This is a genomic window from Micromonospora phytophila, from assembly GCF_023656545.1.
GTDB classification, from domain to species: domain Bacteria; phylum Actinomycetota; class Actinomycetes; order Mycobacteriales; family Micromonosporaceae; genus Micromonospora; species Micromonospora phytophila.
Window position 1 is genome coordinate 1 of record NZ_JAMOKF010000173.1, and the last position, 11449, is coordinate 11449.

The 11449-nt window shown below is 74.1% G+C and carries 14 protein-coding genes; 8 read left to right on the plus strand and 6 right to left on the minus strand.

Features of this window, described 5'->3' with window-relative positions; all coding sequences use genetic code 11:
* Window positions 1-52 precede the first annotated feature (52 nt).
* From NCC78_RS19555 to NCC78_RS19565, 3 genes are all read right to left on the minus strand, one after another.
* Complete coding sequence (locus NCC78_RS19555) at window positions 53-367, minus strand: antibiotic biosynthesis monooxygenase family protein (RefSeq protein WP_250796120.1); 315 nt, start codon at window positions 365-367, stop codon at window positions 53-55.
* Window positions 368-395: 28 nt separating this feature from the next.
* A complete protein-coding gene (locus NCC78_RS19560) occupies window positions 396-1193 on the minus strand; it encodes an exodeoxyribonuclease III (RefSeq protein WP_250796121.1) in 798 nt (265 codons plus the stop codon).
* Window positions 1194-1302: 109 nt separating this feature from the next.
* Entirely contained in the window at window positions 1303-2223 is a 921-nt protein-coding gene (locus NCC78_RS19565) for a proteasome assembly chaperone family protein (RefSeq protein WP_250796122.1), read from the minus strand.
* 421 nt (window positions 2224-2644) lie between these two features.
* Here NCC78_RS19565 and NCC78_RS19570 point away from each other — a divergent pair, with 421 nt between their 5' ends.
* From NCC78_RS19570 to NCC78_RS19580, 3 genes are all read left to right on the plus strand, one after another.
* The gene (locus NCC78_RS19570) at window positions 2645-3493 is read left to right on the plus strand and encodes a peptidase M23 (protein ID WP_443677205.1); all 849 of its coding nucleotides are present in this window, start codon (window positions 2645-2647) and stop codon (window positions 3491-3493) included.
* 103 nt (window positions 3494-3596) lie between these two features.
* Window positions 3597-3740: a hypothetical protein gene (locus NCC78_RS19575; protein WP_250796124.1), complete on the plus strand. Its 144-nt coding sequence runs from the start codon at window positions 3597-3599 to the stop codon at window positions 3738-3740.
* A 41-nt stretch (window positions 3741-3781) separates the two neighbouring features.
* Window positions 3782-4537, plus strand: coding sequence for an EcsC family protein (locus tag NCC78_RS19580; RefSeq protein WP_250796125.1), 756 nt, complete (start codon window positions 3782-3784; stop codon window positions 4535-4537).
* Between the two features lie 51 nt (window positions 4538-4588).
* Here NCC78_RS19580 and NCC78_RS19585 read toward each other — a convergent pair whose 3' ends face one another.
* Window positions 4589-5440, minus strand: a complete 852-nt coding sequence (locus tag NCC78_RS19585) for a GDSL-type esterase/lipase family protein (RefSeq protein ID WP_250796126.1) — start codon at window positions 5438-5440, stop codon at window positions 4589-4591.
* Between the two features lie 109 nt (window positions 5441-5549).
* Entirely contained in the window at window positions 5550-6161 is a 612-nt protein-coding gene (locus tag NCC78_RS19590) for an antibiotic biosynthesis monooxygenase (protein WP_250796127.1), read from the minus strand.
* A gap of 222 nt (window positions 6162-6383) precedes the next feature.
* Here NCC78_RS19590 and NCC78_RS19595 point away from each other — a divergent pair, with 222 nt between their 5' ends.
* The 5 genes from NCC78_RS19595 to NCC78_RS19615 all read left to right on the plus strand — a co-directional run bounded on the left by NCC78_RS19595 (window position 6384) and on the right by NCC78_RS19615 (window position 10982).
* Window positions 6384-6647, plus strand: a complete 264-nt coding sequence (locus NCC78_RS19595; protein ID WP_250796128.1) for a DUF6343 family protein — start codon at window positions 6384-6386, stop codon at window positions 6645-6647.
* Window positions 6648-6659: 12 nt separating this feature from the next.
* The gene (locus tag NCC78_RS19600; RefSeq protein ID WP_250796130.1) at window positions 6660-8072 is read left to right on the plus strand and encodes an NADP-dependent succinic semialdehyde dehydrogenase; all 1413 of its coding nucleotides are present in this window, start codon (window positions 6660-6662) and stop codon (window positions 8070-8072) included.
* A 78-nt stretch (window positions 8073-8150) separates the two neighbouring features.
* Window positions 8151-9116 carry a TIGR03885 family FMN-dependent LLM class oxidoreductase gene (locus tag NCC78_RS19605; RefSeq protein ID WP_250796131.1) on the plus strand — a complete coding sequence of 322 codons (966 nt, stop codon included), beginning with the start codon at window positions 8151-8153 and terminating at the stop codon, window positions 9114-9116.
* A 37-nt stretch (window positions 9117-9153) separates the two neighbouring features.
* Entirely contained in the window at window positions 9154-10728 is a 1575-nt protein-coding gene (locus tag NCC78_RS19610; RefSeq protein ID WP_250796132.1) for a Na+/H+ antiporter, read from the plus strand.
* Entirely contained in the window at window positions 10725-10982 is a 258-nt protein-coding gene (locus tag NCC78_RS19615) for a UBP-type zinc finger domain-containing protein (protein ID WP_250796134.1), read from the plus strand. Before NCC78_RS19610 ends, NCC78_RS19615 begins: the two co-directional genes overlap by 4 nt.
* 15 nt (window positions 10983-10997) lie before the next feature.
* On the opposite strand, the gene NCC78_RS19620 is transcribed toward NCC78_RS19615, so the two are convergent.
* Window positions 10998-11449: GNAT family N-acetyltransferase (locus tag NCC78_RS19620; protein WP_250796135.1), on the minus strand; the 452-nt coding region annotated here is incomplete at its 5' end.

Consider the following 11449-nt stretch of genomic DNA (forward strand, 5'->3'; position numbering starts at 1 on the left):
GCCGGCCCGGGGAGGCGCCGGGCGGCCGCAGCGTCGGAAGGCGGGCGGGGCGTCAGGCGCGGGCGGGCACCTCCTGGACGACCTCGAACTCCAGGAGGCTGGCGCCGGAGGCGACCGGGGGGCGCTTCCCGCCGGGGTCGGCGTGCGCGGCGCGGGACGGGCCGGCGGCCCACGCCTGGTACGCCTCCTCGTTCTCCCACCGCGTGTAGACGAAGTAGCGGTTCTCCCCGGCGACCGGGCGGAGCAGCTCGAAGCCGAGGAAACCGGGGGAGTTCTCCACCGCACCGGCCCGGGCGGCGAACCGCTTCTCCAGCTCCTCGCCGGCGCCGGGTGGGACGTCGATCGCGTTGATCTTCACGACTGCCATGGGTCCACCCTAGCCACGACGCGGCGGCTCAGAACGACTCCACCGCCGGAACCAGCTCCGCGTCGACGACGATCGGGGCGTGGTCGGAGGGTCCCTTGCCCTTGCGGGCCTCCCGGTCGACGTACGCCGAGCGGACCGCCCGGGCCAACGGCGCCGAGGCGTACACCAGGTCGATCCGCATGCCCTTGTTCTGGTGGAACATCCCGGCCCGGTAGTCCCAGTACGTGTACGGGTGCGGGCCCTTCATCGGGGTCGGCACCACGTCGGAGAGCCCCAGGTCGCGCAGCGCGGCCAGCGCCGCCCGCTCCGCGGGGGTGACGTGGGTGGAGTGGGTGAACAGCGCCGGGTCCCAGACGTCGGCGTCGGTCGGCGCGACGTTGAAGTCACCGCAGACCGCCAGCGGCAGCCCACTGGTCAGCTCCGCCTCCACCGCGTCGCGCAGGGCCGCGAACCAGGCCAGCTTGTACGCGTAGTGCGGGTCGTCCGGCGCCCGGCCGTTCGGCACGTACACCGACCAGACCCGCACCCCGTCACAGGTGGCCGAGATGGCCCGGGCCTCGGGCTCGGGGAACCCCGGCTCGCCGGGGAACCCCACCACCACGTCGGCCAGGCCGACCCGGGACAGGATGGCGACCCCGTTCCACCGGCCGTCGCTGTGGCTGGCCACCGTGTAGCCCAGCTCGCCCACCTCGGCCACCGGGAAGGCGCCGTCGGGGCACTTGGTCTCCTGCAGGCAGACGACGTCCGGCCCGGTGCCGGCCAGCCAGTCCAGCAGCCGGGGCAGGCGGGCCTTCACCGAGTTGACGTTCCAGGTCGCCAGACGCATGTTCCCAGCCTGCCCCATCCGTGGCCCGGCCGCCGGCTCGGCTCCCCGGGGTGTCGCCCGGTTCAGCCCCGGGGAAGCGGTCCGGAGCCCGGCCGCCGCCGGTGGCCGGTCAGCTGCCTGGGGTGTCGCCCGGGCGGGTCTGCTCGGCCAGGAACCGCTCCAGTTCGGCGCCGAGCTCGTCGGCGGTGGGCAGCGGACCGGTCTCGGCGGCGAGCAGGTTCTTCTCCCCCCGGCCGCGGGCGAAGGCGTCGTACTGCTCCTCCAGCGCCTGGACCAGTTGGGCGGCGTCGTCGGTCTGCGCGACCTGCCGGTCGATCTCCACCCGGACCACCTCGGCCGCGGCCCGCAGCCCGTCTCGGGGCAGCAGCAGCCCGGTGCTGCGGGACACCGAGGCGAGCAGCACCTCGGCGGCGGCGGGGTACTCGGTCTGCGCCACGTAGTGCGGCACGTGGGCGGCGAAGCCGAGCGCGTCGCGGCCCTGCTCGCCCAGGCGGTACTCCAGCAGGTGCCCGACGCTGCCCGGCACCTGGACCCGCTGCAACCACGGCTCGTAGCCGGCGATCAGGTCGCGGCGCGTGGCGTGGGCGGTCACCCCGGTGGGCCGGGTGTGCGGCACGGCCATCGGGATCGAGTTGAGCCCGACCGTGAGCCGGACGTCCAGCCGCGCGGCGAGGCCGCCGACCGCCGCCACGAAGCGCTCCCACTGCAGGTCCGGCTCGGGGCCGGTGAGCAGCAGGTACGGGGTCTCGTCGTCGTCGCGCAGCAGGTGCAGCTCCAGCCGCGGCGCGTCGTACGACTCCCAGTGGTCCTCGACGAAGGTCATCACCGGCCGGCGCGAGCGGTAGTCGAAGAGCTGGTCGACGTCGAACCGGGCGATCGGCCGGGCGTCCAGCGAGGTGAGCAGCTGCTCCTTGGCCAGACGGGTGGCGTTACCGGCGTCGACGAAGCCGGTGAGCGCCTGGATCAGGACCGGCTGACCGAGGTCGGGCAGATCTTCGGTGAGCTCGTAGAGCTCGTGTGGGTCGAGCACCGGTGCGGACCTCCCTGGGATGTGCGTACGGGTCGCCGTTCGCGGACGGCACCCGGTTCGGGCAACTATCCGCCATCCTGCTGCATTCCTTCGCGCGCGCCCCGGCGGGTCGGCGGGTGACCGGTAACCGCGCGGATCGCCCCCATCTGGCCCGTCAGTCGCCGGCTGTCGGGCGTTTGGTGGATATGTCGCTCCACCGAACGGCCCAGTTTGGGGATCATGGTGCGGGTGGCGCCGCTTCGTCCGGGTTCCGGCCCGCCTCGGGCGCGACGGGACGAGGCGGAGGTCTGCCCGGTCCGCGAGGTCCGTCCCCGGCCCTGCCGGGTCGACCCGGAGCGTCCACCCCCTGCCGTCGATATCGTGAGCAGCGCCACGGCATTACCGTGCGTGATCAAGGTGGGGGCCTGCCTAGCCTCGGCTGATGCGTGACGACCGCACCCTTCACCCTGTGATCACCCCCGGTGACGGGGTTGTCCATTCGGACGATACCCCCTCGTCCAACCGGACAACCTTGCTCCGCTCCGCCGGCTCGTACGCCCGGGGTCTGCTGCGCGGGCCCGCCCGGGCCCGGATCGCCCTCGCCACCGGCGTGGTCTGCTGCCTCGGCCTGACCGCCGTCGCCGAGGCCGGGGGCGAGAACGCCGACGCGGCCGCCCGGGTCGACCCGACCGCCCCCGTCGAGCGCGTGGAGCCGAACGCGGCCTCCCGCCACCACGACCGCGACCGGGGGTCCGCCACCCCGGCCGCCACGGCGGGCGCCGCCGCCGACCCGGACACCAGGCCCGCGCCGAAGAAGGCCCGGAAGAAGCCGCGGCCGGTCGACCCGGCCCCGGTCGCCGGCCTCGACAACGCCCAGATGGAGAACGCCGAGGCGATCGTGCGGACCGGGCGGAGGATGGGCATGCCCGAGCGCGCGCTGGTGATCGCGGTGGCCACCGCGATGCAGGAGAGCAACCTCTACAACGTCGCCAGCGGGGTGCTCCCGGAGTCCCAGGACTACCCGCACCAGGGCGTTGGCTGGGACCACGACTCGGTGGGGCTGTTCCAGCAGCGCTCCAGCAGCGGCTGGGGCGAGGTCGGGCAGCTGATGGACCCGGAGTTCGCCACCCGGCAGTTCCTCGCCGCGCTGGCCCAGGTGCCGGGCTGGCAGCAGATGCGGTTGACCGACGCCGCCCAGGCCGTGCAGATCTCCGCCTTCCCGGAGCACTACGCCAAGCACGAGTGGCGGGCGGCCAAGGTCGTCGACGCGATCCTCGCGGCCGGGCAGTAGGCTCTCGCCGACCACAGTGGACGGTTGCCGATCGGGCATCCGGGGTACAGGGGTTGTCACCTCGGGGTACACATGAGTGAGGTACCACCTACAGGAGGACGACATGTCTCTGATGCAGCGGATCAGCACCTTCCTGCGTTCCCCCAAGGGGCAGCAGCTGGTCGACCGCGGCCGGCGCGAGCTGGCCAAGCCCACCACCCAGCAGAAGCTGCGCGGCCTGGCGGCCAAGTTCCAGAACCGCCGCTGACCGCGCTGTCGTCGTCTCCTCCGACCCCTCCGGGAGATCCCGTGACCGATTCCGCGCCCGCCGACGGCCAGCCCGTCGCTCCCACGCCCCCGCCCGTGGCGGTTCCCGCAGCACCCCAGGACGCCCCCGAGGCGCCACCGGCGAAGCTCTGGGACCGGATGCGGGAGGACCCGCAGTACGCCCCGGAGCACCTCGCCCTCGAGGCGGTGCGCCGGCTCGGCCCGGAGGCGGCGCAATGGGCCGCCCGGGCCCGGGCCGAGCAGCCGGGCGCCTCGGCCGAGGCCCTGGCGGAGCAGGCGGCACGCAGATTCGTCAACCGGGCACGCCTCTCGGGCGCCGTCTCCGGCGCGGCCGGGCTGCCCGGCGCGGTGATCGACGTGGGCGTGCTCGCCTGGACCCAGGCCCGGATGGTGCTGCACATCGCCGCCGCGTACGGGGTCGACCCGGTGCACCCCGACCGGGCCACCGACCTGCTGGTGCTCCAGAAGGTGCACAAGGTCGCCGAGAGCGCCCGGCTCGCGCTCGGGGTGGCCGCCGGTCGGGAGCGGGCCGGCGCGCTCTTCGGCAGCGGCGGGCAGAACCCGCTGGGCAAGGTGATGCTCCGCCTCGGCGTCCGGCTGGCCCAGATGGCCGGGGTGCGGGCGGCGAAACGGGTCTTCGCCAAGGTCGTGCCGGGCGCGGCGATCATCCTCGGCACCTGGGCCAACTCCTCGGCGACCAAGGACCTCGCCGAGCGCTCCCGCGCCCTCTACCGCCAGTACGGCACCGCCACCGTCCCGGAACCCCGCCGCCCCTGACGCACCGGGCGGACGCGGTTCGCCGGCATGGCGCCGGCGGCGGCGCCGGCCTCAACCGGCGAGGCCGGAGGCGCGCCAGGTCACGTCGGCGAGGCGGTCCTGGCCGGCGGCGTTGGGGTGGAACCAGTCCAACGGGTTGACCAGGTCGAGGGTGAAGCGCACCCGGTGCACCGCCCCGCCGTCGTAGCGGCAGCGCGAGCCGTACGCCCGGCAGGCGGCGACGAGCTGGGCGTTGTAGTCGTCGATCCGTTCCCGCACGGCCGCCCGGCGGGCCCGGTCCAGCGGGTCCGTCGAGGTCGGGTTCGCCAGCAGGGCCGGGCAGACGCCCCGGCGCCAGGCCCGCACCGCCCGCGAGTCGGTGTGCCCGACCTCCCAGAGCCGGTAGAGGTCCGGGATGCTCACCACCAGCACCCGCGCCTTCGGCCGACCCGTGCGCAGCGCCCGCAGGCCGCGATCCACCTCGGCGCGGAACTCGCTCACCGGGGTCATCACCTCGACGCCGCCCCGGCAGACGTCGTTGGCGCCGATCAGCACGGTGACGTGGTCGACCCGGTCGCGTACCGCCTGCTGGGCCTGTCCCTCCAGCGACGCGGCGCGGGCGCCCGGCCGGGCGTGGTTGAAGGCCCGGCCGCGGATGGCCTGGTCGCGGTCGAGCAGGCGTTGGTAGAGGCTGTCGACGCGCAGCCCGTCCCCCGTCGACCAGGAGTTGCGCTGGCACGAGGTGAGCACCAGGCAGGAGCCGAAGCCGGTGGTGATCGAGTCGCCGAGCGCCGCGATGCCCCCGGACGCGCCCGGCGGCCTGGACCCGCCCGACGGGCGGGGGGCCGCCTCCCCGCCGCTCTCGCAGGCGAGCGCGACCAGTGCCAGCAGGCAGGCGACGGTGGTGACCCAGCGACGAGGCATACCTTCCCCAGTCCCGCAGCGGAGAGCGACAGCGCGGTAACTCTAAGCGCGGAAGCGGGTGGTCACCCGCTGCTGTCGGCTATGCGGCAGAGGCCTCCCGCGACGGGGCTCAGCGTGCTAGGCGCCAGGGCGCCCGCTGGCCGTGCAGCCACCATTGCAGGGCCCGGGTGATCCAGGGCAGCACCAGGTAGGTCATCAGCGGCGTCAGCGTGAGCGTCATGATCAGCACCCGGGCGGCCAGCGGCACGCCCGGCAGGAACCGGCTGGTCAGCAGGGTCGCGGTGAGGCTGAGCGGGAAGAACGCCAGCCAGATGGTCACCGCCTGCTTCCACCTCGGCGGGGAGGGCGGCGGCACGGTCGGCTCGGCGCTGACCGGGACGGTCTCCACGGTGTGCTCGCGCGGCGGATCGAACCAGCCCTCGATCCCGGTCCGCCGCTCGACCCGGGTGTGCTCGACGATGCCCTGCGCCGAGGTGAGCCACCAGTGCCGCTGCGGCGACTCCTCCCAGCGGCGCAGCGTCTCGTGGTCGGCGAAACGGTAGAGCATGTGCCACTCCCCGGAGCCGGGCGCGCTCTGCACCCAGCCGGCCCCGAGGAACCCCGGGAACGCCTCGGCCAGCGCGGTGCCGGCCCGCATCCAGGCCACCATCTCGCTGGCCCGGGCGGGGTCGGCGCGCCGGGCGATCGCGACGGTCACCGGCACCGCGTGGGTCATGGTCATGCCCCCATCCTCGCCGCCGCGGCCGCCGTCGGCCGGGTCACGACGCACGGGTGTAACGCAACCCACCCGGGCGTGACCCGGCCCGCCGGGCTCGCCCCGGCGCTTGGCGGATACCCGCTCCGCCGCCCGGATCACCGCCGACTCTGTCGGGGTCGGCGGGTCACGCACGCCAGCGGCGCGGCGTGGCGGGTTAAGCCCGCCGATCGGGGGTAGCTCCGTGCAATGACGAGATCGCAGCCCCGGCGCGCCCGTGGCACGGTCGGCCATGCCTACAGCGCGCTCAACCTCCGGCTCGCGCTCGCCGGCTTCGGGCTGGTCACCATGGCCCTCTTCGCGGTGCTGGCGCTCCGGGCCGACCTGGTGTGGCTGGGGTTCCTCTGCGTGGTCTTCGCCGTGGTCGCCGTGGTCGACCTGGTCATCATCCAGCGCCGCCGTGCCGCCCGCCGCCGCGAGGAGCCGGGCGCGCGGCACTCACTCTTCGAGTGACAGGAGTACGAGATGCCCATCGCCACCACCAACCCCGCCACCGGGCAGGTGCTCAAGACCTACCAGGCGATGTCGGACGACCAGGTCGACGCCGCCATCGAGCGGGCGGACCTGGCGTACCGGCAGTTGCGCGCCACCACGATCGACCAGCGGGCGCGGTGGCTGACCGCAACGGCCGACCTGCTGGAGGCCGAGCGCGACGAGATCGCCCGGATCATGACCACCGAGATGGGCAAGACGTACGCCTCGGCGAAGGCGGAGGTCACCAAGTGCGCCACCGCGTGCCGCTTCTACGCCACGAAGGCGGCGGAGTTCCTCGCCGACTCCCCGGCCGACGCGCAGGCGGTCAAGGCTGCCCGGGCGTTCGTCCGCTACCAGCCGATCGGGCCGGTGCTCGCGGTGATGCCGTGGAACTTCCCGCTGTGGCAGGTGATGCGCTTCGCCGCGCCGGCGCTGATGGCCGGCAACACCGGCCTGCTCAAGCACGCCTCCAACGTGCCGCAGACCGCCCTGCTGCTGGAGGACGTGTTCCGCCGGGCCGGCTTCCCGGAGGGCGCCTTCACCACCCTGCTGGTCGGCTCGGAGGCCGTCGAGAAGATTCTCAGCGACCCCCGGGTCCGGGCGGCGACGCTGACCGGCAGCGAGGGCGCCGGCCGCTCCATCGGCCAGATCGCCGGCCGGGAGCTGAAGAAGACGGTGCTGGAACTGGGCGGCAGCGACCCGTTCGTGGTGATGCCCTCGGCCGACGTGGACCGGGCCGCCGAGGTCGCCACCACCGCCCGCTGCCAGAACAACGGCCAGTCCTGCATCGCCGCGAAGCGGTTCATCGTGCACACCGACGTCTTCGACGCGTTCGCGGAGAAGTTCGCCGCGAACATGGCGGCGCTGCGGGTCGGTGACCCGATGGACGCCGACACCGACATCGGCCCGCTGGCCAGCGAGCGCGGCCGCGACGAGATCCACGCCCAGGTCCGGGACGCGGTCGACAAGGGCGCCACCGTGCTCTGCGGCGGGGAGAAGCCCGCCGGGGAGGGCTGGTTCTACCCGCCGACCGTGGTCACCGACCTGACCCCCGGGATGCGGATGTGGTCGGAGGAGGTGTTCGGCCCGGTCGCCGGGCTCTACCGGGTGTCGTCGTACGACGAGGCGATCGAGGTCGCCAACGGCACCGCCTTCGGCCTCGGCTCGAACGCCTGGACCCGGGATCCGGCGGAGCAGGAGCGCTTCGCCGCCGACCTGGACGCCGGCAACGTCTACGTCAACGGCATGACCACCTCCTTTCCGGAGCTGCCGTTCGGCGGGGTGAAGAACTCCGGCTACGGCCGGGAGCTCTCGGCCCTGGGGATGCGGGAGTTCTGCAACACCAAGACCGTCTGGGTGGGTGAGGGCGCCGCCTCGGCCGGCGCCGGCGCGCACGCCGAGTAGCCGACGCCGAGCGGGCCCGGCCGGCGCGCCGGCCCGCGCCGTTTCGGCCGGAGGGCGACGTGGGTAGGGAAGACACCCATGACGGTGTTCGGTTTCCACGCCTCCCATGAGCAGATCCACCCCCGCGCCCTGCTGGACGCGGTGGTCCACGCCGAACGGGCCGGCTTCGGCGCCGCCATGTCCTCGGACCACTTCTCCCCGTGGAGCGCGCGGCAGGGCCAGTCCGGCTTCGCCTGGTCCTGGCTCGGCGCGGCGCTCCAGGCCACCAACCTGCCCTTCGGCGTGGTCAACGCCCCCGGGCAGCGCTACCACCCGGCCATCATCGCCCAGGCGATCGGCACCTTGGCCGCGATGTACCCCGGCCGGTTCTGGGCCGCGCTGGGCACCGGCGAGGCGAGCAACGAGCACATCACCGGCGACCGCTGGCCCCGAAAGGACGTCCGCAACGCCCGGCTGCGCGAGTGCGTCGACGTCATCCGCGCGCTGCTGGCCGGCGAGGAGGTCAGCCACGACGGCCTGGTCCGGGTGGACCGGGCGAAGCTGTGGACCCGGCCCGAGCAGCCGCCGGCGCTGATCGGCGCGGCGGTCAGCGTGGCCACCGCCCGCTGGTGCGCCGATTGGGCCGACGGGCTGATCACGGTGAACGCCCCGGCCGCGCACCTGCGGCAGATGATCGACGCGTACCGGGACGCGGGCGGGCGCGGGCCGCTGCACCTGCAGGTGCACGTCAGCTGGGCCCCCGGGCAGGCCGAGGCGGAGGCAGTCGCGTACGACCAGTGGCGCAGCAACGTCTTCGCCCCGCCGGTCTGCTGGGACCTGGAAATGGCCGAGCACTTCGACACCGTCTCCGAGGTGGTGCCGATGGCGAAGGTCGAGCAGGCGGTGAACGTCTCCGCCGACCTGGGCCGGCACGTCGGCTGGCTGGAGGAGTACGTGCAGCTCGGCTTCGACCAGATCGCCCTGCACCACGTCGGGCAGGAGCAGCGGGCCTTCATCGACGCGTTCGGCGCGGAGGTGCTGCCGAAACTGCGCACCACCGGATGATCGGCGGGCGGGCCGGGCACGCCTAGGCTCGTACGCCATGGAAGCTCTCTTCGAGGTCGTCGTCTTCCTCGCGATCGCGACGTTCGGTGCGGCCCTGGCCCGGCGGTTGGGGCTGCTCGCGCCGATCCTGCTGGTGGTGCTCGGCCTCGTCCTCTCCTTCGTGCCGGGCTTCCCGCAGGTGCAGCTCGACCCGGAGCTGGTGCTGGTGGGCATCCTGCCGCCGCTGCTCTACATCGCGGCCCTGGAGACCTCGGTGCCGGCGTTCCGGCTCAACCTGCGACCGATCCTGCTGCTCGCCGTCGGGCTGGTCGTCTTCACCGCGTTCGCGGTGGGTCTGGTCGTGCACCTGATGCTGCCGGCGGTGCCGTTCGCGATCTGCCTGGCCCTCGGCGCGGTGCTGGCGCCCCCGGACGCGGTCGCCGCCACTGCGGTGGCCCGGCGGATCGGGCTGCCCCGGCGGGTGGTGACCATCCTGGAGGGGGAGAGCCTGGTCAACGACGCCACCGCGCTGGTGCTGCTGCGGATCGCCAGCCTCGCCACGGTGGGCGCCACGGTCGGGGTCACCGAGGTGACCGTGGAGGTGGTCCGCTCCACCGGCGGTGGCCTGCTGATCGGTGCGCTCGGCGCGGTGCTCTTCGGCTTCCTGCACAAGCGGATCAGCGACCCGCTGCTGGACAACGCGCTCTCGCTGATCATCCCGTTCGCGGTGGCGTTCGCGGCCGAGGAGATCCACGCCTCGGCGGTTGTCGCGGTGGTGGTGACCGGGCTGGCGCTCGGCCACAAGCTGCCCCGGTTGATGTCGGCCGCGTCCCGGCTCCAGGTCGGCGCGTTCTGGCGGCTGGTCCGGTTCCTGCTGGAAGGGCTGGTCTTCCTGCTGGTCGGCCTGCAACTGCCCGAGGTGCTGCGGGAGCTGGACGAACCGGCCGGCTTCCTGGCCGCGATCACGGCGGCGGTGCTGGTCACCGTCTTCCTCACCCGGTTCCTCTGGGTCTTCCCGGCCACCTACGTGGCCCGGCTGGTGCCGCGGGTCCGTCGCCGCGACCCGGCCCCGTCGCCGCGCTTCCCGATCGTGATCGGCTGGGCGGCGATGCGCGGCGTGGTCACCCTGGCGGCCGCGTTGGCGCTGCCGCTCACCCTGGCCGACGACGAGCCCTACCCGCGCGCGCTCTTCATCTGGCTGGCGTTCGCGGTGATCGTGGTGACCCTGGTGGCCCAGGGCGCCACCCTGCCCGGGGTCGCCCGCCGGCTCAAGCTGCCGCCGGACGACCCGGTGCAGGACGCGCTCTCCGCCGCCGGGGTGCAGCAGCAGGCCAGCCGGGCGGCCCGGGAGCGTCTCGACGCGCTCGCCGACACCGCCCCGGCGGCCGTGGTCGAGCGGCTGCGCCGGCTGCTCGAGGACCGCACCAACATGGCCTGGGAACGCCTGGGGGGCACCGAACGGGAAACGCCGTCCCAGGCGTACGGTCGGCTGCGGCAGGAGATGATCGACGCCGAGCGGGAGGTGTTCCGGGCCGCCCGGGACTCCGGCCGGATCCCCGAGGAGGTGCTGGTGCGGGCCTATCGAGACCTGGACCTGGAGGAGTCGTTGCTGCGGCAGGAGGTGGCGGAGTGAGCTGTGCGCACCTGACCGGGGCGGGCGCGGCGGACCCGCAGACCCTCGACGACTGCCCGGACTGCGTGGCCGTCGGCAACGACGACTGGGTGCACCTGCGCGCCTGCCTCACCTGCGGGCACGTCGGCTGCTGCGACTCCTCGCCGTACCAGCACGCCTCGAAGCACTTCGAGAACACCGGCCATCCGGTGATGCGCTCGATTCAGCCGGGCGAGGCGTGGCGCTGGTGCTTCGTGGACGAGGAGATCGGCTGACCGACGCCGGCCGACTCAGGCCAGGCGGCGGGCCAGGATCTGGCCGGGCCACGGATCGCGGCCGGGGCGCTCGACGGTGAACGGGTCGGTCGGGGTGAAGCCCTGCCCGGTGTACCAGCGGACCAGCGCGCCGTCGTCGCCGGCGTAGCAGTCCACCCGGAGCAGGCCCAGCCCGCGCGCCCGGGCCAGCTCCGCCGCGTGCGCCAGCATCCGGCCGCCGATCCCCAGCCGCGGGTGCGCCCGGTCGCTGACCAGCAGGTTCACGTACAGCTCGGGTTCGGTGGCCGCCGGCACGTACTCGGTCGCCGCGCCCACCACCAGCGCGCCGACCGGCCGGTCGCCGAGCAGCGCCAACCACAGCCCACCGCCGCTGGCCCAGGCGTCGGCCTGGGCGATCCGCCGCGGGTCGGTCGAGGCCGGCTCGGTGCCCCACTGGCCGGTGCGGCCCCGGGCCACCAGCCAGGCGG